This window comes from Sinomonas cyclohexanicum, from assembly GCF_020886775.1.
Lineage (GTDB): Bacteria > Actinomycetota > Actinomycetes > Actinomycetales > Micrococcaceae > Sinomonas > Sinomonas cyclohexanicum.
Genome location: NZ_AP024525.1, coordinates 2,589,453 through 2,609,491 on the forward strand (window position 1 = coordinate 2,589,453; position 20,039 = coordinate 2,609,491).

Below are 20,039 nucleotides of genomic sequence, written 5' to 3' on the forward strand. Positions count from 1 at the left end.
ACATTTCTGGGGCACCACCGGCTGATGCGCTGAATCAGCGGTTCTTGTCGAAGAAGTCGCGCGCGTCGTCGTCGGTCGTCCGGCCGGGGCCAGGCTCGGTGGGAGCGGGCTCGGCGGAGGACTCGGGGGCATCGGCGTCCACCGCGGCGTCATCCTCCGCGGCAGTGCCCTCAGCAGCGGCGGCCTCCTGGTCGGCGAGCTCGGACGCGCGGGCAGCGTCGTCGCGAGTGGCCTCGGCCGTGATGTCGCCGATGCCGCCCGCGGTCGCGCTGTGCAGCTCGTCCGGGGAGCCGAAGCCGCGGAAGATGAGGCCGGTGATGACCGCGCCCAGGATCGGGGCGGCCCAGAAGATCCAGAGCTGGCCGATCGCCGAGCCCTCCGCGAAGACGGCGGTCGCGGTGGAGCGGGCCGGGTTCAGCGACGCGTTCGTGATGGGCGCGATCGCCTGGACCAGGACGGCGAGGCCGAGGCCGATCGCCCATGGCGCCATGCCCTTGACCGCACGCTTGCTCGTGACGAAGAGGATGATGGCCACGAACGCGGCCGTCGCGACAACCTCGGCGAGGAGTCCGCCGGCCATCGGGAACTTGCTGGGAGAGAGGTCGTCCACGCCGTTCGAGAGCTGCGTGAAGATCGTCTGGACGTTGTTCCCGCTGCTGAGGCTCGGGAGCGTGCGCACCGTGACCCAGAGGATCAGCGTCCCGAGGATGCCGCCCACGAGCTGGGAGGCGATGTACCCGGGCACGAGGCGCCAGTTGGTGCGCCCCGCGACAGCCAGGCCCAGCGTCACGGCCGGGTTGAAGTGTCCGCCGGAGACGTGGCCGACCGCCGCGATGCCTACGGCGATGCTGAGGCCCACGGCGAAGGGGGTGGGGATGGGCGCCGACGAGGGGCTGCTGAAGAGCGCCACGCCGAGCCCGCCGAACGTCAGCAGGAAGGTTCCGAAGGCTTCCGCGACGAGCTTCGAGACGACGCCGAACTCGGCGGGCTTTGCGGCCGGTGGCACCGAGATGCCTGTGGTCATGACGAATCCTCATTTCGTGGAGTGTCGCTGGAGTGTCGCTGTGCCCACGCACATGCATGCAGCTCCGCGCCGTCGGGGCAGAACCCTCAGCAGAGTATCGCCTTCTCGCCGAGGGACCGAACCGGCACCGGCGGCTGCCCCGCTGGTCACAGAGCAGGGAGCCTTCGTGACTGCGACTAGGCTTGGCGCATGAACGCGCCAGACAGCGGTCCCGGCGACGCGTGGGGCCTGACCGACGTCATCACGCGTCTGCGCAGGTCCCTGCGCGCCGGTGTCCGCGACGAGCTCCCCTGGGAAGCGCTTCCCATGGCGCAGGTGGAACTCCTCCAGCGGCTCGCAGACGAGCCCGGGCTCACGGTCAGCGAGCTCGCGAAACGGCAGAATCTCGCGAAGAACACCGTCAGCAACCTCGTCCAGCAGATGGTGGTCGGGGGCCTGCTCGATCGGGAGTCGAGCAAGACGGACCGGAGGGCATTCCTCCTGCACCTGACCCCGGACGGTCTCGAGCGGCTGCTGCATTGGCGTCAGGCGAACGAGCGCCGGATCCACCGCGCGTTCAGCGCCCTCCGGGACTCCGACCAGACCTCGATCAACCGGGCACTCCCGGCCTTGCAGGCCCTCGCCGCGCGGATGGAGGCCGAGGCCGAGGCCGACCCGAGCAGAACGCTGTGACGGGCCGCCTCCGCTACGGGATGTCGGAGAGCCGCGTGCGCTCGAGGAAGTAGACGACGCCGAGGGCCCCTGCGGTCGCGAGCATGGCAGGAACGAGCATCTCCGGGCCGGTACCGGTGAACTCGGAAGCGAGGATCAGACCGGTCATGGGTGCCTTCATCGTGCTCGCGAGGAAGGCCGCCGCGCCGACGAAGGCAAAGGCTGCGACCGATGTGCCCGGCGCTACGGCGTTGACGACGGTTCCCAGCGCGATCCCGAGCATCGCGCCGATCGCGACGGAGGGCGTGAGCGTTCCACCCGCGGCTCCGGCCTTGATCGTGGCAAGTGTGGTGGCGGCCTTCGCGACGAGGAGGAGTCCCACGAGCGCGAGCGGCGCCGTCGCGGAGAATGCGGTCTGGGCAGCGGCCTTCCCATTGCCGACGACTTCGGGCAGGACCATGGCGACGGCCCCCACTCCAGCAAACAGCAGTGGCATCGCCCAGAGGATGCCGGCCTTCTTCGGCCTGGTCGCAGAGGCCCACTGGGTGGCACGGGTGAACGCCGCGGCCCCGAGGCCGATCACCGGACCGGCCAGAACAGACCAGACGAAGAGCTGCGGCGTCAGGCCGAGGGGCGGCAGCGCGTACATCGGGGTCGTCGGCACCACGAGACGCGCGATGCCGGCCGCGATCGCCGAGGTGGCAAACGCGGGAAGCAGGACGGCGAAGCTCACATTCGCCAGCAGCACCTCGACCGCGAACAGCGCGCCCCCGAAGGGCACGTTGTACACCGCGGCGAGTCCGGCGCCGGCGCCGCATGCCACGAGAATTCCGACCTCGCGGGGGGCCAGGCCCGCGGCCCTCGCGACCTTTTCCGCGAACAGCGCGCCCAGCTCGCGTGGAGCGGCCTCGCGTCCGATCGATGCGCCCAGGCCGACGATGCCGATCTGCAGTACGGCGTTGGCCACGGTCGTAAACCACGGCATGCGAGTGCCCTTGGAGGCCTGTTCGACCGAAATCACCCGGGCCGCCCACTTCCGCAGGGCCCACCAGCCTACGGCGCCGAGGACCCCGGCCGAGACGAGCGCCGCAAGCCGTCGCCAAGGCGGAGCCTGACTGGCTCCCTCCAGCAGTGAGCCCTCCGAGTAGCCGAATGCAGCGTGCTCGAGAAACTGGAGGGCCAGGTCCACTGCGATACCGATGAGTCCGGCGCCGATCCCGACGACGAGAGTCACCAGTGCGATGTGGAGGACCCTCCGTCCCTGACCACGCAGCACGGTTGCGTTCACAACGGCCCCACAGCACAGGGGACGGCCGTGTGCGCCAGACCAGAGGGCGCGTCCATCGTCAGGGAAGGGCAGCGAGGTAGTTCTGACATAGAACTATTCTAGGTCAGAACTACTTTGCGGTCATCCTCGCGCCGTCTGACTCGCGCACGTCCGCACCGACTAGCACCGACTTGCACCGACTAGCACCGACTAGATTGTCCCTATGGACATGCCCTCCCCCGCGTCCCGGATCCGGGGCTGCCTCCTCGGTGCCGCCGTCGCGGAGGCCGCCGCCATCGCGGGCACTGCCGATGCCTCGCCGACATCCCCGACCTCCCTCACCTCCACGGGCCAGTTGCGCCCGCTCGGCCCGGAGGGCCAGCTGACGCTGTTCACGGCGGACGCGCTGACCGAGGCGATCGAGTGGGCCAATGATGGGGTCCACGCCGATGAGGCGGCGTGCGTGTGGCTGGCCTCGCTGCGGTGGCTCTCGGCCCAGGGGGTGCCGGTCTCCCCGCAGGCGCCGATCGCGCAGCCGCGCTGGCTGGACTCTCAGGACGGCGTGAGTGTCCCGGCCGCGGTGCGCCCGGCGTGGGTCGCCTCGCTGGCGGGGGGCGAAATGGGCTCCCCCTCCCGGCCCATGGGCGTCGAGTTCGACGACGCGGGTGCCGCTGCCCACGCCGCGCCATACGGCCTCGTCCCGCATATCCCGGCCGCCGCCGTGGTCAAGATGAGCGCCGATGGCGCATCCCTCACCCATGGCGCGACGGTCGCGGTGCAGGCCGCCGCCGCAGTCGCGGCCATGACCCATTTCCTGTCCCTCGGCGCCGACTGCCGGACCGCGGCCGGGTCCGCGCGGGCCCAGATTGCCTCGCTGCGCGCCCCCGACGAGCGAGTGCTCGGCGCGTTCGCCCAGGACGACGACCCCTGGCACCCCGGATCAAGCCCCCAGCAGAGCTCCCCGGCGCGCGACGACGACGCGGCAGCGGCGCTCGCCGGTGCCCTCTCGGCGGTGCTCGCCGCCGAGAGCGCCCGCGACTCGGGCGACGCCCTCGAGGTGGCCTTTGCGGCCGGGGTCGGCCTTGCCGCCGCCTATGGTCCCGACGCCGCTGCGATCTCCGGCGCCCTCCTGGGCACGCGGTGGGGCCAGGACTCGGTCCCGGCGGCATGGCTCACTCAGACAGCGGGCACGACGGCGGCCCTCGGCGTCGCGGACCGGCTCGCCGAGGTCACTGGGGCCTGACGAGGTCACTGGCTCCTGACGGGTGCAGCGGAGGTCAGCCGGCCTTGCGGCGCAGGGCGATGTCGCTGCACGCCTCGCACACCGAGGCGGGAATCCAGCCTGCGAGCTGCATCCGGCCGAAGATCCAGCAGCCGAGGCAGAACCCGGCGAAGGCCTCGAAGGACGCGGCCGCGATGAGGACGGCGAGCGCAGACCAGGCCGCACCGGCAAGGCCGAAGGCATAGAACAGCGCGGCGCCCGTCGAGACGGCCGCGCCGATGCCCTGGGCGAACCGCTTCGGAGGGCCGGCGACGAGCCTCGCCGCGCCCAGCCGTGGGGCGATCACGTGCACCGCGAGGCGCCCGGCCGGCGAGAATCGCGGTCCCCACGCGACGCGCAGCCAGAACCCGGCCGCGATCACCCAGAGTCCCCAGCCCGCTCCCGTCGCGAGACCTACGGCGAGGACGGTGCAGCTGAGCACCACGATGATGCCGGCGGTCGAGCGCGCGGCGAACTCGTTGACGGGGTTCGGGAACGGGAAGATCCGGGATGCGAGGCTGCGGCGCGGCTCAATCGGCGCCACGAACGCCCCCGTGGCGACGGTGTCGAAGATCGTGTCGACGGTGGAGCGGGAGCCTGACGGCGCGTGCGGGGACATGCCGACCATGGTAAGGAAGGACCTCGTCTCACCCGAAGGAACGTTGCGCCGCATGACGGCCGGACCGGCCCCAGGGGAGGAACAGCGGCGGAGCCTGCGGACGCTTCAGGCGCTGGCGGCGGGCCAAGGGCCGCCGAGCATCTGGAGGAACTCGCCCTCCGAGAGCACCTCGACGCGCTGCCCGCGCTCGCGCAGCGCCATGGCACGCCGGGCCTTGGTGGTGACCCGCCCGGACATGAGGTCCGAGGCCACGAAGCCGTCCCCGACGACGAGCACGGTGGTCGCGCGGGTCACCGAGCTCGCAGGCTGCGCCCCGAGCTCGGCGGCACGGGACTTCGCCTCGGTCCGGGTCATCCCGAGGGCCCCGGTGAACACGATCCGCTGCCCGAACAGCGGATGGTGCGGGTCGGCGGCGGGGTTCGGCGTCGGATTGGCGCCCTCGTCGGGCCACGGCGCCCAGGTGCGGGCCCCGCTCGAGCGGCCAGGCGCCGTCGTGCGCGCAGCGGTGCCCCCGCCGGCGCCCGCGCCGCCGCGCGAGAGGGCGCGCGCCGTGGCGGGCGAGACGGCGTCGCCGGGCGTGAACGCGTCCTGGCGCGGCAGGGAGAGCCCGACGGCACCGTACACGTCCGCGACGGTGCCGGCATTGCTGTCAACGCCGAGGCGGTGCGCGATGTCGATGAGGATGCCTGCGCACGCGGCAGCGTCCTCGGTGGCGTCGTGGTGGTGTTCGAGGGGGACCCCGGCCTCGCGAGCGGCAAAGGGCAGGGAATGCGAGACGAGCTTGTAGGTCTTGCGGGAGAGGACGACGGTGCATGCGTAGTCGTACGCCGGCGCCTCCATGCCGCTGACCTCGAGGGCGGAGCGGATCACACCGAGGTCGAATGCGGCGTTGTGCGCCACGAGGACGTCCTCGCCGATGAACCCGCCAATCTCCGCGAACAGCGCGCCGAAGCGGGGCGCGTGCGCGACGTCGTGCGGCCGGATCCCGTGGATGGCGACGTTGCGGGGGTCGAAGTCGTCGTGGCCCTCCGGCGGCCGCATGAGCCACGACGCGCGCTCGACGGCGCGGCCGCCGCGGACCTTCACCAGTCCCACAGAGCACGGGGAGCCCCGGAATCCATTCGCCGTCTCGAAGTCGATCGCGGTGAAGTCCAGAGCCACGCGACGAGCCTAGCGCCCCGGCGCCCCCAGTCCGCGCACCGCCGCGCGGGATAGGGCATCCCGGGCCGGTACCCTTGAAGGGTGATCCCTGCAGCCCTGGCCGACCCCGTCTCCGTCCTCGCGCTGGCCGTCCAGCCCAAGACCGCCTCGTTCCTGCCCGACTGGCTCAACCCCGATGTGTTCCTGCGGGACTCCCCGCTGGGGCCGTGGGTGGTGCTGGTCGTCTGCGGGATCATCTTCGCCGAGACGGGGCTCCTCGTCGGGTTCTTCCTCCCCGGCGACTCGATGCTCTTCACGGCCGGCCTCCTCGTGGCGACCGGCGCGATCAGGTTCAACCTGTGGCTCATGGCCGGGCTCATCATTGTGGGCGCCATCCTCGGCAACCAGTGCGGCTACCTCATCGGCTCCAAGGCCGGGCCCGCGATCTTCAGGCGTCCCGACTCGCGGCTGTTCAAGCGCGAGAACGTGGACAAGGCGCACGCCTTCTTCGAGAAGCACGGTGGCAAGGCGCTGATCCTGGCCCGCTTCGTGCCGATCATCCGCACGTTCGTCCCCGTGATCGTGGGCGTCGCGGGCATGAACCGCGCGAAGTTCTTCCTCTACAACGTGATCGGGGCGGTCCTGTGGGGCGGCGGCGTTACGCTGCTGGGCGCGTGGCTCGGGCAGTACGAATGGGTCGGCAAGAACATCGACCTCATCTTCATCGCCATTGTCCTCGTCTCGATCCTGCCGATCATCGTCGAGTTCATCCGCGGCCGGTCGGCCAAGCGCCAGGCCGCATCCTTCGGGACCGACGTCGTGGACGAGTTCATCGAGGAGCACGAGCCGATCGAGGAGCGCAAGACGAACCCCGACTGGAAGTAGTCCTCCCGCGCGAAGGCCCGCCCTGCCCTCGGCAGTGGCGGGCCTTCGCGCTACGGGGCTTGCGACGGACGCCGTCAGCGGCGCAGTGCCTCGACGATCGCGGGCAGCAGGGCGCGGAACGCGCGGCCCCGGTGGCTGATCGCGTTCTTCTCCTCGCGCGTGAGCTCGGCGACGCTGGCCGAGAGGCCCTCGGGCCGCAGGATCGGGTCGTACCCGAATCCGCCCGCCCCGCGCGGCTCACGCAGCAGGGTCCCGCGCATCCGCCCGAGTTCCACGGACTCGCTCCCCGCCTCGGCGGGACCCGGCACTACGAGCGCCGCCGCGCACACGAACGCGGCCTGACGATGCTCCTCCCTGACGTCCGCGAGCTGCGCGAGGAGCAGCTCCAGATTCGCCCGGTCGTCGCCGTGCCGGCCTGCCCAGCGCGCAGAGAAGATGCCGGGAGCACCGCCCAGCACGTCCACCGAGAGCCCCGAGTCGTCCGCGATCGCCGGCAGGCCCGTGGCCTCAGCGACCGCCCGCGCCTTCTTGAGCGCGTTCTCGGCGAACGTCACCCCGTCCTCGAGCACGTCCGGCGCCCCCACGGCCCCCGCGTCCACCACCTGGGAGTCCACGTCGAGGCCGGGCACCTGGCCGCGCAGGAGATCCCGCAGTTCCACGAGCTTTCCCCGGTTGTGCGTCGCGAGCACCAGTCTGGGCCCGGACGACGGCGAGTGGTCGCCGTCATACATCCGCGCGGGGGCGGCGGCGCTCACCGCAGTGCCGCTGTGCTCGTCCGCGCCGGCTCCGCCGGTGCCGGCAGCGCTCACCGCAGCGCCTCCGCCAGCGTCTCCCGCTGGATATCCGCCAACTGGGCCGTCCCGAGGAGGGAGAGGTCGAGGAGGCTGTCGAGCTCCTCGCGGTCGAAGGGGGCGCCCTCCGCCGTGCCCTGGACCTCCACGAACTTGCCCGAACCCGTCACGACGACGTTCATGTCCGTCTCCGCGCGCACGTCCTCGACGTACGGCAGGTCCAACATCGGCACGCCGTCGATGATGCCGACCGAGACCGCGGAGACCGTGTCGATGAGCGGCTCCGCGCCCGGCTCGACGAGCCCTTTCTCCTTGGCCCAGCGGATCGCCTCGGCGAGGGCAACGAAGGCGCCGGTAATCGCGGCGGTGCGGGTGCCGCCGTCGGCCTGGAGGACGTCGCAGTCCAGCACGATCGTGTTCTCACCCAGCGCCCGGGTGTCGATGATTGAGCGCAGGGAGCGCCCGATGAGCCGCGAGATCTCGTGCGTCCGGCCGCCGATCCGCCCCTTGACGGACTCACGGTCCGAGCGCGTGTTCGTGGCACGCGGGAGCATCGCGTACTCGGCGGTCACCCAGCCACGCCCCTCCCCCTTGAGCCACCGCGGAACGCCCTCGGTGAACGAGGCCGTGCACAGCACGCGGGTGTTGCCGAACTCGATGAGCGCCGATCCCTCGGCCTGCTTCGACCATCCGCGGGTGATCGAGATGGGCCGCAGCTGGTCGGGGGCGCGCCCGTCGGCGCGCACGACGATAGAACTTCCAGGGGTGCTCGGGGTCATGCCACCAGCTTATAGACTCTCCGCCATGGCCAGTGAAGTCCGTTCCCTCGCCCTCCCCAACGGCACCCGCGTCCCCGTGCTCGGCCAGGGCACGTGGTACCTGGGCGAGTCCCGCGCTACGCGCGCCGACGAGATCGCGGCCCTGCGCACCGGCCTGGACGCCGGGCTGGCCCTCATCGACACCGCGGAGATGTACGGCGACGGCCGGAGCGAGGACCTCGTGGGCGAAGCCATCGCCGGCCACCGCGACGAGGTCTTCCTCGTGAGCAAGGTGCTGCCATGGAACGCGACCCGGCGCGGAACGGCCAAGGCGCTCGAAGGCAGCCTGCGCCGGCTCGGCACCGATCGGCTCGACCTCTACCTGTACCACTGGCGAGGGGGGACGCCCCTGACCGAGACCGTCGAGGCGCTGCAGCGGCTCGAGGAGCAGGGCAAGGTGCTCGGATGGGGCGTCAGCAACTTCGACACAGCCGATCTGGATGACCTCGCCGCCCTCCCCGGCTCGGCCGGCATGCAGACCGACCAAGTCCTGTACAACCTCGGCCGGCGCGGCATCGAAGCAGACCTCCTCCCGCGGCTGGGCGCCCAGAGAGTCCCGGTCATGGCCTACTCGCCCATCGAGCAGGCCCGCCTGCTCGGGCACCCGGTCCTCGGCGCCATCGCCGGCAAGCACGGAGTCCGGGAGGCCGCCGTCGCGCTCGCGTGGGTGCTGCGCGCCCCGGGAGTCATCGCGATCCCAAAGGCTGGCACCGCCGACCACGTGCTCGCGAATCGCGCTGCGCTGGACGTGACGCTCGACGCCGACGACCTCACCGCGCTCGACGCCGCCTTCCCCTCACCCGGGCGGCCGATCCCCCTCGAGATGCTCTGATCCCAAGGGGCCTCTGGCCCTGTTGCGGGCGCCTGCAGGGTCCTATGGTGAGCTCGGGGGCCCGACTGTCCGACCCACAGCACCGAAGGGGATCTGCCATGAACGTCGAACTCGGGAAGGGCGCTGGAGCCCCCGACGGCGGAGGCTTCAGCCACGAGGCAGCCCTGCGGGCGCTCGCCCTCGAATCCCTCAAGAAGAAGTCCGACTTCCGCATCCACCTGCTGATCTACGTCCTCGTCAACGCGATGCTCATCATGATCTGGGCGATGACGGGCGCAGGCTACTTCTGGCCGGCCTACCCCATCGCGGGCTGGGGCATCGGCATCGTCGCCCACGCCTGGGATGTCTACTGGAAGAAGCCGCCCACCGAGGACCAGGTGCAGGCGGAGATGAGGCGGCTCCGCGGAGCAGGATGACCCGCATGGAGCGGGCCGACCCGGTCGGGACGGAGGCAACGACGCCCGACGGCACGCCACACGGGGGCACGCCACACGGGGGCACGTCAGACGATGTAGTGCACGCCCGCGACGGCGACGGCGATGGGTCCGTCGTACGCCTTCTGGGCCTCAGCGACCGACCGGTTGGCGTCGTTCCACACCGGAAGGTGAGTGAGCAGCAGGCGCTTCGCCGCGGCGTCGTGCGCCGCCTGGCCGGCGCGAAGGCCGGTGAGGTGCACGCCCTCGATCGCGTCATCCCGGCCCTCGTGGTACGCCGCCTCGCACAGGAACAGGTCCGCGTCCCGCGCGGCCTCGACCAGGTTGGCGCAGGCGTCGGTGTCCCCGGAGTAGGCGAGGACCCGGCGCTCGGCCCCGCCCGCGCCGTCAGGCTCGGAGCACTCGATCCGCAGCGCGTACGGCTCCGCGATCGGGTGGCGCACGGTGTAGGCCGTGAAGCGAAATGGTCCGAACTCGACAGCCTCCCCGGGCACCCAGTCGTGGAACTCGAAGTCCTCGTCGAGATCCATCTCGGGCTGCATGTCCAGGGCAGTGGTGATGCGGTTCTTCGTCGCCGCCGGACCCCACACCGGGACCCGGCCCGCGGTCCAGCCGTTGGGGTCCCAGTGAACCGCCACGTGCAGCCCCGTGAGGTCCATGCAGTGGTCGGGATGCAGGTGGCTCAGGAGCACGCCGTCGATGTCGCTGAGGTCCGCGTAGCGCATGAGGACGCCCAGCGCCCCCGAACCGAGGTCAAGGAGGATGCGCCAGTCCCGCTCGCCGTCATTCGCGGTGACCAGGTAGCACGACGCGGGCGAGCTCGGACCCGGGAACGACCCAGAACAGCCGACAATGGTGAGCTTCACGGTGCCATCCTGCCCGCATCGTGGGCCGCGAAGTGGGAGATCCTGCTCGACCCGCCGCGGGCGCGGGCCTCGGCGAGCATCTCCGGCGTGATCGTCGCGAGACTCGCCGTGGGATACCGGGCGGCCACGTGCTCGGCATGCTGGACCCCCTGCACCTCCGGTCCCAGGAACCGCCGCGCGAGGACCTCGAACTGGGCCGGGTCCCCGGTCGCGACGAAACTGTGCACCGGCGGCGTGGTGCCCGTCCGGACGAGGCCGTTCTTCATGAGCGCACGGTAGACGTCCTTGGCCGTCTCCTCCGCGCTCGAGACCAGGGTCACGCCCTCGCCCATCACGTAGGAGATGACCCCCGTGAGGAGCGGATAGTGCGTGCAGCCCAGCACGAGGGTGTCCACGCCCGCCTCCCTCAACGGCGCGAGGTAGCCCTCCGCCACCTCGAGGAGCTCGGGGCCCGTGGTGACGCCCGACTCGACGAATCGGACGAACTCGGGACACGCCGCCGAGGTGATCTGCAGGTCGGGGGCGGCGGCGAACGTGTCCTCGTAGGCGCGTGAGCCGACCGTCGCACTCGTGCCGATCACGCCGACCCTTCCGTTGCGGGTGGCGACCACGGCGCGCCTCACCGCCGGCTGGATGACCTCGATGACCGGGATGCCGTAGCGGGCCGTGTACCTCTCGCGGGCATCGCGCAGCACGGCCGCGGATGCCGAGTTGCACGCGATCGTGAGGGCCTTGACGCCGGAGTCCACGAGCTCGTCCATCACGCCGAGGGCGAAGGCGCGGACCTCAGCGATGGGCAGCGGGCCGTAAGGACCGTGTGCCGTATCCCCGACGTAGACCACCGATTCCTGGGGCAGCTGGTCGATGACCGCGCGGGCCACCGTCAGGCCGCCCACCCCGGAGTCGAAGATGCCGATGGGCCGCTCGGACGGGGCCAGTTCAGCTCCGCCATGCTCACTCATGGCCGCTCCGCTGCGAGCGCACGCGGTGGGCGTCCAGCATGGCGTCCATGAGGGTCGTCTGGAGCCACGTGACGAAGTTGTAGACGAGGGCGAGGTAGGCCTCGACGTCCTCGGCCTGCGCCCAGTCGGTAACCGCGTGGACCTTCTCGGCGTCCTCCTCGCTGTGGATCCCGAGGCGCTCGGCGAGGACGAGGCGGACGTCGTTGAGCGCCGTCGACCAGTGCCTCGCGGCCGCGTCGTCGAGGACGAGATGCGCCGAGTCGAGGGACAGCGTCGCCGCGCGGAGGGCGCCGGCCTTGCCCTCCCTCAGGGAACGCTCGGTGAGGCGGCGGAAATCGAGGGAAGCCGCGGCGTCGTCCTTGAAGGCATTCGGCAGCAGGCGCGCCAGGGCCGGGTCCTCAGGCTCGGTAGCGTTCGGGCTGAAGCCGACGAGCGCCTCGAGCGGGTCCTCCTGCGCTGCACCGGGATCCAGCATGCTCACCACGTCATTGAAGAGTCCCCGCAGCAGCTCGCGCTCGGGCTCCTCGAGCCGCGCGGTGATGCCCCTGCGGCCGTACACGAATGGCTCAGCCATGCTGCCCGGACCTCTCCACGGTGGCCCACAGCCCGAAGGTGTGCATCGCGACGGCATGCTGCTCGACCGCCTCCTTCGATCCATGGCTCACGATCGACCGGCCCTCGGTGTGGACCTGCATCATGAGGGCGTCCGCTTTGGCCTCGGAGTAGCCGAAGTACGACTGGAACACATAGCTGACGTAGCTCATCAGGTTGACCGGGTCGTTCCAGACGACCAGGTTCCACGGGGTCAGCCGTGCGGCGTCTTCCCTCGCTTCGGTCTGTCCGGCGACCTCCTGGGAGGGTTCGGTGGCGACGCTGATGCTCATGGCCTCCATTCTAGGCAGGGCCGGTGCGCGCCCCTCGCGCACCCCGGGCACGCGTTGTATAGGGTGACACCGTGACCGACACGAGTCCGTGGGCCCAGCCCCGCACCTCCTTGTTCACCGACCACTACGAGCTCACAATGCTCCAGGCCGCGCTGCACTCGGGCGCCGCCCACCGTCGCTGCGTCTTCGAGGCGTTCGCCCGCAGGCTCCCCGACGGGCGCCGGTACGGCGTGGTCGGCGGCACCGGACGCCTGCTCGAGGGGCTCACGGCGTTCCGCTTCGGCGATGAGGAGCTCGGCTTCCTCGAGCGCACCAAGGTCGTGAACCGGGAGACGCTCGACTACCTCGCCGGGTACCGCTTCTCAGGCAACGTGTTCGGCTACGCCGAGGGCGAGGCATACTTCCCCAACTCCCCCATCCTCATCGTCGAGTCGACGTTCGCCGAGGCCTGCATCCTCGAGACCTACATCCTCTCGGTGCTCAACCACGACTCCGCGATCGCCTCCGCCGCCTCACGCATGACGACGGCGGCGCACGGCCGCCCGTGCATCGAGATGGGCTCGCGCCGCACACAGGAGGAATCCGCCGTCGCCGCCGCGCGGGCCGCCGTGATCGCCGGCTTCGCGAGCACCTCCAACCTCGAGGCCGGGCTGCGCTTCGGCATCCCGACAGTCGGGACTGCCGCCCACTCCTTCACGCTCCTGCACGACACCGAGCGGGAAGCCTTCGAGGCCCAGGTGGCGTCCATGGGCGCCTCGACGTCCTTGCTGGTGGACACGTACGACGTCGAAACGGCCGTGCGCACCGCCGTCGAGATCGCGGGGGACAGGCTCGGCGCAGTCCGCCTCGACTCGGGTGACCTCATCGAGCAGGCCCACTGGGTGCGCAAGCTCCTCGACGAGCTCGGCAACGCGAACACGCGGATCATGGTGACCTCGGATCTGGACGAGTACGCGATCGCGGCACTCCAGTCCGCGCCCGTGGACGCCTACGGGGTGGGGACCTCACTCGTGACCGGCTCCGGCGCGCCGACAGCATCGATGGTGTACAAGCTCGTGAGCCGGACGGACGACGACGGCAACTTCGTCTCGGTCGCGAAGGCCGCCAAGAACAAGGCGAGCGTGGGCGGGCGCAAGTACGCGCTTCGGCGCCTCGACGAGAGGGGGCGCGCGACCCACGAGGTGGTCGGCATCGGGCACCGCCCGCACGACGACGGCAACGACCGCCCCCTTCTGGAGCACTTCATCGTCGACGGCGAGCTCAAGCCCGGGTGGACCGGCCACGAGGGCGTGACGCGGGCCCGCGAGCGGCACGCGGCCTCGATCGCGGAGCTGCCGTCCTCGGTGCAGCGCATGCACCGAGGCGAGGCGGCGATCCCCACGGTGTACGAGGACGACTGACCCGCCGCCTGGTCTGGAAGTCACCTCCTGGGAGCCAGCTCCTGAAGGGCACCTCCTATGGGCCAGCTCCCGCGGGTCGTCAGGCAGCGGCTGACGCGAGGTGCGAGCGGATCTCTCGGATGACGGCGCTGAAGTCATCTCTCAGATCCTCGACGCGCACGAGGATGATCGTCCAGCCAGCATCACGGAACGCACGGTCCCGGCGAGCGTCGCGAAGCCTCTGGGCCTCGTCGTCATGATGGGCCCCCTCGTACTGGATCACCAGTTTGAGGCTCCGGTAGCCCATGTCGCCGGACGGGGAGTAGGGGTCGCAGCATCTCCCCCAGGTCCGTCAGGGTCGCGAGCGGTTGGTCCCTCCCGCCCTCCAGTTCTGCCCGCGGCCGCCGGATGAGCTGATCACCGAGGGCGATACGGAAGGCATCGCCCAGCTCCACGGACAGGTCCAGCCCATGTCCGTGCCGGCGTGGTCATGAGAAGCCCGTCGACGTGGTGGAGCTCTCCGGGGCGAATCCTCGTGTGATGGCCCACGACGCCCATCCTGCGGACACGGGACAAGTGTGCAGGCCTGCTCAGATGGACCATCTCGTGGTCGTCGACCCACGGCGGGAGGAACATTCCTTGGAGGGCCGCAGCGGTCCGGTGCGAGACCCACCCATCATCTGTCACTGCGAGGAGCACCTCGGCCCGTTCGCGCAGGGTCGCGGCATATCCTGCGGGAACGTAGATGCAGCGACTCCACCGTTCAAGGTCTTTGGCGCGCAGCCGGCCCGGACTGACCCCAGCCGCCCGAGCGTCCTGAAAGGTGAACGCCCTGCCTCCGAGGCTCATTGGAAGGTCCCCACGTGCGCTCATGGGGAAAGTCTGCTCGAATCCGCCGCCGCCGGGTCAAAGTTATCCACAGGAACCCGCGGAAGGTGACCTCCAGAACGTGACTCTCAGGTGGTGACTTCCAGATGGTGACTTCCAGATGGTCAGGCCACCGCAACGCCGGCCGCCCGGAGGTCACGGTAGGTTGCCTCAAGGTCTCCGGCGATCCCCGCGCTGAGGCCAGTCAGCACGCGCGTGTCATAGCCTGCCCGGGCCGCGTCGGTGGCGGTCGCCTTGACGCAGAAGTCAGTGGCGATCCCGACGACGTCCACCGCCCGGATGCCCCGCGCACGCAGCCAGGCATCGAGGGTCGCGGAGTCCCCGGATTCGCCCCCCTCGTCTCCGTACTGGGCCAGATGCCCCTCGAACCCCGAGTATGCGGCTGCGTACTGGCCCTTGCGGAACATCGCATCCACCCCCGCGATATCCAGATTCGGATGGAAGTCGGCGCCTGTCGAACCCGCCACACAATGCACGGGCCAGGAATCGACGTAGTCGGGGGCCTCGGAGAAGTGGGGCCCGGGGTCGATGTGCCAGTCCTGGGTCGTCACCACGGCGTCGTACTCGTCCCCGTGGTCGGCGAGGAAGGAGGTGATACGCGACGCCGCGGCAGCACCGCCGTCGACCGCCAGCGATCCCCCTTCGCAGAAGTCGTTCTGGACGTCGACGATCACGAGTGCGCGGGAGGCGGTCATGGTTCCATTGTCCTCTCCGTGCCGGAACACCAGCTGAACGTGACCCCCAGAACGTGACCCCCAGAACGTGGGTGGGGGTCAGCGGCGGCCCACGAACCAGTCCGCGAGTTTGGCGAGGCGCGCCTTGAGCTGCTCCTCGCTCGCCTGGGCAACGGCGGGCCCGCCGCACAGCTCCCGAAGCTTGTTGTGGACCATTCCGTGCGGCGTCCCGGTCCGGGCGCTCCATGCCGAGACGTTCTTCGCGAGCTCGTTGCGCAGGTCCATGAGGCGGCGGTGGTCGGGCACGCCCGATGGGCCGGTCGACGCGGCGGGCCGCGATCGGCGGCGCGAAACCTGCTCCTGCTGCCGCTGGCGCAGGAGGGTGGCGACCTGGTCGGCATCGAGAAGGCCCGGGATGCCGAGGAAGTCGAGCTCCTCGTCCGAGCCCACCTCGCCGCCGGTGCCGAACTCGCCGCCGTCGAACAGCACACGGTCGAAGGCCGCCTGCGACTCGAGCGCCTCGTACTTGCCCTTGGTGAGGGTGTCCGAGGCCTTCTCCTCGCGGTTCGCCTCGTCCATGAGCGATTCCTCGAGGTCCATGAGCCCGTCCTCGTCGTTGGACGGGCGGTCGAGGGCGTGGTCGCGCTCGGCCTCCATGGAGTTGGCCAGCGCCGTCAGCTGCGGCACCGAGGGGAGGAAGACCGAGGCGGTCTCGCCACGGCGTCGTGCGCGCACGAAGCGCCCCACGGCCTGGGCGAAGAACAGCGGAGTCGACGTCGACGTCGCGTACACGCCTACCGCAAGCCTGGGCACGTCGACGCCCTCGGACACCATGCGCACGGCGACCATCCAGCGCTTGCGGCTGTCGGAGAACTCCTCGATCTTGGCCGATGCCTTGGCGTCGTCGGAAAGGATAACGGATGGCGACTCTCCGGTGATCTTCTTCAGCAGGCCAGCGTAGGCGCGGGCGTCCTCGTGGTCGGTGGCGATCACGAGGCCACCGGCGTCCGGCACGGCGCGCCGGACCTCGGTCAGCCGCTTGTCTGCCCCCGCGAGGACGGCGGGGATCCACTCCCCCAACGGGTTCAGGGCCGTGCGCCACGCTTGGGCGGTGACGTCCTTGGTCACGGCGGCCTCGCCGAGGGACGCGGCCATCTCCTCGCCCGCGCTCGTGCGCCAGCGCATCTGTCCGGAGTAGGCCATGAAGATGACCGGCCGGACCACGTGGTCCCGCAGGGCCTGTCCATAGCCGTACGTGTAGTCGGCCCGCGAGCGGCGGATGCCCTCCTTGTCCTCGGCGTACTCGACGAACGGGATCGGCGAGGTGTCCGAGCGGAAGGGGGTGCCGGTGAGGGCGAGGCGGCGCACGGCCGGGTCGAAGGCCTCGCGCAGCCCGTCGCCCCAGGACAGGGACTCACCGCCGTGGTGGATCTCGTCGAGGATCACAAGGGTCCGGGCGGCTTCGGTCTTGGCGCGGTGCAGGAGCGGCTTGCTCGCGACCTGCGCGTACGTCACGGCGACGCCCATGAACCCGCGCCCGTGCGCGCCGTCGGCGTTCTTGAAGTTGGGGTCGATCGCGATGCCCACGCGGGCCGCCGCGTCGGCCCACTGGCGCTTGAGGTGGTCGGTGGGCGCAACGATGGTCACACGGTTGATGGCGCCGCGCTCGATCAGGGTCGAGGCGACGCGCAGCGCGAAGGTGGTCTTGCCAGCGCCCGGCGTGGCGACGGCGAGGAAGTCACGAGGGGCCTGCGCGAGGTACTTGTCGAGGGCCTCCTGCTGCCATGCGCGGAGTTTGGGGGCGGTGCCCCAGGCGGCGCGCTCGGGAAAGGCAGGGGGGAGGGTGGGAGAAGCACCGGGGAGGGTGGGAGACCCACCGGGGACTGACGGAGAAGCGTTCGACGACGAGGACTCACCGAAGAGTGTGTCCGTCACGCGCTCTCCCCCCGGGTCCGCGATGGCGAGGGCACGGCGGCCGGGCGCCTCCCGGACCGTGCACCGGTGGCGGCAGCGAGCAGGGCTGAGACTGCGAGGGACGCGGTGAGGACGGCGAACACGCCGGGCCCCGGAGCCCGTTCCGGGGTGAGCAGCAGGGAGTACAGCGTTCCGGCTCCGGCGGTTCCAATCACTCCACCGAGCATATCGGCCATCTGGAGCGAGGCCGAATTCCGCCCCCGCGTGGCGTCGTCGCTGTAGTCCAGCACGAGGACGGACGTGGTGGACAGGGCCATGCCCATGCCTGCACCGGCCAGGGTCCACGCGCCGGCGAGCAGCCACGGCGTGGCCGCGACCGAGACGACGGCGGCGATGACCGCCATGCATCCCGCGAGCAGCGCGGAGCCGGTGACCAGGAAGCCGGGTTTGGTGAGCCAGCCGCGGGCCTGCGCGAAGGACCCCGCCGTCCAGCCGAGCGCGCCGCCCGTGAGCGCGAGCCCGGCGATCGAGGGCTCGAGCCCGTACCGGTCCACGAGCATGAGCGGGATGAACGCCTCGGCACCGAAGAACGCGAGTGTGAGGAGCCCACGCGCGAGCACGACGGCAGGGAGCCCCCGCGCCACGCGCACGACGCCGCGGGGCATGAGCCGCGGTGCCGTCGCCGCGGCGGTGGCGATCCCGGCAAGCACGACGGCGCCGATCGCCGCGGGCGGGAGCGTGGCCCTCGTGTCGGGGTCGCCCCAGGACTGGGCGGCCCACTGTGCCGCGGCGACACCGGCGGCAAGGAGTACGCCGAGGAGGGCGCGCCGTCGCCCGTCGCGCCTGGAGGCGTGCACCGTGTCTGGCCCCCCGTCCGACCCGACCGGAGCGTCCCCGCGAGGGGCGGGGCCGGGCGCTCCGAGGTGGCGCACCCGCGGCCACGTGAGCGCGACGGCCACGAGCACGATCGGGGCCACGCCGAGGAACGGCCAGCGCCAGCTCGCGTGCTGGGCGAGGAGTCCCGACACGTAGGGCCCCACGAGCGAGGGCACCACCCAGCCGGCCGAGAACCAGCCGAACATGACCGGCTGCAGCGCCGAGGGCAGGACCTGGCCGATGATGACGTAGACGGGGACGATGAGGAAGCCCGCCCCCGCGCCGGAGACGGCACGGCCCAGGGTGAAGATCCCGAAGTCCCACGCGCCGCCGCAGAGGGAAAGCCCGACGATCATGAGTCCGAGCCCGGTCAGGAGCGCGGGACGTGGGCCCGCGCGGTCGCACCAGGGGCCGGCCGCGGCGGTCGCGGCGAGCGAGCCCGTGAGGTAGAGGGAGAACGCGAGCCCGTACGTGTGCTCGCCGCCGAGGGCGGCCGCCACGACCGGCATGGCCGTCGTGACTGCCATCGCCTCGAACGCGAAGCACACCGTGGTGGCGAGCAGCCCGATGACGAGCCCGCGGTAGGCGGGCGCCATGAGGCGCTCGCGGGGCTCCCCGGCCACGGCCGGGCTCAGGGCTTCTTGTCGTCGCCGCCGGGGCGCAGACCCTCGTAGATCTCCTTGCACGTGGGGCACACGGGGAACTTCTTCGGGTCGCGGCCCGGCGTCCACACCTTGCCGCACAGGGCGATCACGGGCTCGCCGGTCAGGGCGGACTCCATGATCTTCTCCTTGCGCACATAGTGGGAGAAGCGTTCCCGGTCGCCGGGCTCGAGCTCCTCGCGGAGCTCCTCGCGCTCGATCGTCGCAGTCGAGCCTCCGCGCGAGGGATCGCGTGGGTCCGGGTCGGAGCTGAACGGGTCCGGGGGCATCGTGGTCATGGATTCCATGCTAGACCCCGCGCCGGGGCCCTGCCCGGGCGGCACCGGCGCCGCGGCAGAGCCGCGCGGTCCCAGGGCCCGCACTTCGGTCCGGGGACGGACGGTCAGTACCGCTGCCACGCGGGCTTGTTCTCGTAGACGTGGCGGTAATAGTCGGCGAGCCGGAGCGAGGAGGCGGCAGCCTCGTCCACGATGATCGTGGCGCGCGGGTGGAACTGGAGGACCGAGGCGACGCACATGGCAGTGACCGGGCCCTCGACGAGCCCGTGGACCGCCTCGGCCTTCGCCGCGCCGGTGGCCACGAGGACCACATGCCGGGCCTGCATGATCGTCCCGACGCCCTGGGTGAGGACGTGGTGCGGCACCTCGTCGATCGAGTCGAAGAAGCGCGCGTTGTCCTTGCGGGTCTGCTCGAGGAGCGTCTTGATGCGGGTGCGCGACGCGAGCGACGACGCCGGCTCGTTGAAGCCGATATGCCCGTCGGTGCCGATCCCCAGGATCTGGATGTCCACTCCCCCGGCCGCCTCGATCGCCGCCTCGTAGGCCCCGCACGCGGCCTCGAGGTCCTCGGCGCCGCCGTCGGGGCTGTGCACGTTCGCGGGATCGATGTTCACGCGCGAGGCGAAGTCGCGGCGGATCACGGAGCGGTACGACTCGCGGTGGTCCTCGGGCAGCCCGACGTACTCGTCGAGGGCGAACCCGGAGGCCTTGGAGAAGTCGAGGCCGTCCTCCGCGTGGAGGCGGGCGAGCTCGTCGTAGACGGGGAGCGGGGAGGAGCCGGTCGCGAGCCCGAGGACCGCGTCGGGCTTGCGCCGCAGCGTGGCGGCAAAGGCTGCGGCGGCGGCGCGGCCGACCTCGCGCGCGTCCTTGAGGATGACAACTTCCATGGTGGGGGCTCCCGTCGTGTAGCTGGCACGTTCGCGCTCGCCCGCTG

22 protein-coding genes are annotated in these 20,039 nt (G+C 71.1%); 6 read left to right on the forward strand and 16 right to left on the reverse strand.

Going from position 1 to position 20,039, the window contains the following annotated elements:
• Positions 1 to 34 precede the first annotated feature (34 nt).
• The gene (locus SCMU_RS12335) at positions 35 to 1,024 is read right to left on the reverse strand and encodes an MIP/aquaporin family protein (protein ID WP_229229434.1); all 990 of its coding nucleotides are present in this window, start codon (positions 1,022 to 1,024) and stop codon (positions 35 to 37) included.
• 189 nt (positions 1,025 to 1,213) lie between these two features.
• Here SCMU_RS12335 and SCMU_RS12340 point away from each other — a divergent pair, with 189 nt between their 5' ends.
• Complete coding sequence (locus tag SCMU_RS12340; protein ID WP_229229435.1) at positions 1,214 to 1,696, forward strand: MarR family winged helix-turn-helix transcriptional regulator; 483 nt, start codon at positions 1,214 to 1,216, stop codon at positions 1,694 to 1,696.
• 13 nt (positions 1,697 to 1,709) lie between these two features.
• Here SCMU_RS12340 and SCMU_RS12345 read toward each other — a convergent pair whose 3' ends face one another.
• Positions 1,710 to 2,909, reverse strand: a complete 1,200-nt coding sequence (locus tag SCMU_RS12345; RefSeq protein ID WP_229229436.1) for a chloride channel protein — start codon at positions 2,907 to 2,909, stop codon at positions 1,710 to 1,712.
• A gap of 256 nt (positions 2,910 to 3,165) precedes the next feature.
• Here SCMU_RS12345 and SCMU_RS12350 point away from each other — a divergent pair, with 256 nt between their 5' ends.
• Positions 3,166 to 4,185, forward strand: a complete 1,020-nt coding sequence (locus SCMU_RS12350; protein WP_229229437.1) for an ADP-ribosylglycohydrolase family protein — start codon at positions 3,166 to 3,168, stop codon at positions 4,183 to 4,185.
• A gap of 34 nt (positions 4,186 to 4,219) precedes the next feature.
• On the opposite strand, the gene SCMU_RS12355 is transcribed toward SCMU_RS12350, so the two are convergent.
• Together SCMU_RS12355 and SCMU_RS12360 are read right to left on the reverse strand one after the other, a co-directional pair.
• Positions 4,220 to 4,822, reverse strand: a complete 603-nt coding sequence (locus tag SCMU_RS12355; protein ID WP_229229438.1) for a DUF4395 domain-containing protein — start codon at positions 4,820 to 4,822, stop codon at positions 4,220 to 4,222.
• A gap of 105 nt (positions 4,823 to 4,927) precedes the next feature.
• Positions 4,928 to 5,983, reverse strand: a complete 1,056-nt coding sequence (locus SCMU_RS12360) for an exonuclease domain-containing protein (RefSeq protein WP_229229439.1) — start codon at positions 5,981 to 5,983, stop codon at positions 4,928 to 4,930.
• Positions 5,984 to 6,067: 84 nt separating this feature from the next.
• Between SCMU_RS12360 and SCMU_RS12365 the strand changes: the two genes are divergently transcribed.
• A complete protein-coding gene (locus tag SCMU_RS12365; RefSeq protein ID WP_443020316.1) occupies positions 6,068 to 6,847 on the forward strand; it encodes a DedA family protein in 780 nt (259 codons plus the stop codon).
• A 74-nt stretch (positions 6,848 to 6,921) separates the two neighbouring features.
• Here the strand turns inward: SCMU_RS12365 and rdgB are convergent, their stop codons facing one another.
• Positions 6,922 to 7,578, reverse strand: coding sequence for an RdgB/HAM1 family non-canonical purine NTP pyrophosphatase (rdgB, locus tag SCMU_RS12370; RefSeq protein ID WP_229233034.1), 657 nt, complete (start codon positions 7,576 to 7,578; stop codon positions 6,922 to 6,924).
• A 74-nt stretch (positions 7,579 to 7,652) separates the two neighbouring features.
• The gene (gene rph / locus SCMU_RS12375) at positions 7,653 to 8,417 is read right to left on the reverse strand and encodes a ribonuclease PH (protein ID WP_443020138.1); all 765 of its coding nucleotides are present in this window, start codon (positions 8,415 to 8,417) and stop codon (positions 7,653 to 7,655) included.
• Positions 8,418 to 8,442: 25 nt separating this feature from the next.
• Here rph and SCMU_RS12380 point away from each other — a divergent pair, with 25 nt between their 5' ends.
• Positions 8,443 to 9,288 (forward strand): aldo/keto reductase, encoded by an 846-nt coding sequence (locus tag SCMU_RS12380; RefSeq protein WP_229229441.1) that lies wholly within the window; start codon positions 8,443 to 8,445, stop codon positions 9,286 to 9,288.
• 98 nt (positions 9,289 to 9,386) lie between these two features.
• On the forward strand, positions 9,387 to 9,704 hold the full coding sequence (locus SCMU_RS12385) for a 2TM domain-containing protein (protein WP_229229442.1): 318 nt from the start codon (positions 9,387 to 9,389) through the stop codon (positions 9,702 to 9,704).
• An 86-nt stretch (positions 9,705 to 9,790) separates the two neighbouring features.
• Here the strand turns inward: SCMU_RS12385 and SCMU_RS12390 are convergent, their stop codons facing one another.
• From SCMU_RS12390 to clpS, 4 genes are read right to left on the reverse strand one after another with little or no spacing between them, the layout of a single operon-like run.
• Positions 9,791 to 10,588, reverse strand: a complete 798-nt coding sequence (locus SCMU_RS12390; RefSeq protein ID WP_229229443.1) for an MBL fold metallo-hydrolase — start codon at positions 10,586 to 10,588, stop codon at positions 9,791 to 9,793.
• Complete coding sequence (gene murI / locus SCMU_RS12395) at positions 10,585 to 11,550, reverse strand: glutamate racemase (protein ID WP_443020139.1); 966 nt, start codon at positions 11,548 to 11,550, stop codon at positions 10,585 to 10,587. Before murI ends, SCMU_RS12390 begins: the two co-directional genes overlap by 4 nt.
• Positions 11,543 to 12,124, reverse strand: a complete 582-nt coding sequence (locus SCMU_RS12400; RefSeq protein WP_229229444.1) for a DUF2017 domain-containing protein — start codon at positions 12,122 to 12,124, stop codon at positions 11,543 to 11,545. The genes murI and SCMU_RS12400 overlap by 8 nt, the downstream gene beginning before the upstream one ends.
• Positions 12,117 to 12,434 carry an ATP-dependent Clp protease adapter ClpS gene (gene clpS / locus SCMU_RS12405; protein WP_229229445.1) on the reverse strand — a complete coding sequence of 106 codons (318 nt, stop codon included), beginning with the start codon at positions 12,432 to 12,434 and terminating at the stop codon, positions 12,117 to 12,119. The genes SCMU_RS12400 and clpS overlap by 8 nt, the downstream gene beginning before the upstream one ends.
• Positions 12,435 to 12,505: 71 nt before the next feature.
• Between clpS and SCMU_RS12410 the strand changes: the two genes are divergently transcribed.
• A complete protein-coding gene (locus tag SCMU_RS12410) occupies positions 12,506 to 13,834 on the forward strand; it encodes a nicotinate phosphoribosyltransferase (RefSeq protein ID WP_274602855.1) in 1,329 nt (442 codons plus the stop codon).
• Positions 13,835 to 13,913: 79 nt separating this feature from the next.
• Here the strand turns inward: SCMU_RS12410 and SCMU_RS12415 are convergent, their stop codons facing one another.
• The 6 genes from SCMU_RS12415 to nagB form a co-directional block, all read right to left on the reverse strand.
• Positions 13,914 to 14,096, reverse strand: coding sequence for a DUF559 domain-containing protein (locus SCMU_RS12415; RefSeq protein ID WP_229229446.1), 183 nt, complete (start codon positions 14,094 to 14,096; stop codon positions 13,914 to 13,916).
• Between the two features lie 709 nt (positions 14,097 to 14,805).
• Positions 14,806 to 15,396 (reverse strand): isochorismatase family protein, encoded by a 591-nt coding sequence (locus SCMU_RS12420; protein WP_229229447.1) that lies wholly within the window; start codon positions 15,394 to 15,396, stop codon positions 14,806 to 14,808.
• A gap of 78 nt (positions 15,397 to 15,474) precedes the next feature.
• The gene (locus SCMU_RS12425; protein ID WP_229229448.1) at positions 15,475 to 17,310 is read right to left on the reverse strand and encodes a DEAD/DEAH box helicase; all 1,836 of its coding nucleotides are present in this window, start codon (positions 17,308 to 17,310) and stop codon (positions 15,475 to 15,477) included.
• On the reverse strand, positions 17,307 to 18,788 hold the full coding sequence (locus SCMU_RS12430) for an MFS transporter (protein WP_229229449.1): 1,482 nt from the start codon (positions 18,786 to 18,788) through the stop codon (positions 17,307 to 17,309). The genes SCMU_RS12425 and SCMU_RS12430 overlap by 4 nt, the downstream gene beginning before the upstream one ends.
• Positions 18,789 to 18,796: 8 nt before the next feature.
• Positions 18,797 to 19,114: a DUF3039 domain-containing protein gene (locus SCMU_RS12435; protein ID WP_443020140.1), complete on the reverse strand. Its 318-nt coding sequence runs from the start codon at positions 19,112 to 19,114 to the stop codon at positions 18,797 to 18,799.
• Positions 19,115 to 19,209: 95 nt separating this feature from the next.
• Entirely contained in the window at positions 19,210 to 19,992 is a 783-nt protein-coding gene (gene nagB / locus SCMU_RS12440; RefSeq protein WP_229229451.1) for a glucosamine-6-phosphate deaminase, read from the reverse strand.
• Between the last annotated feature and the right edge of the window lie 47 nt (positions 19,993 to 20,039).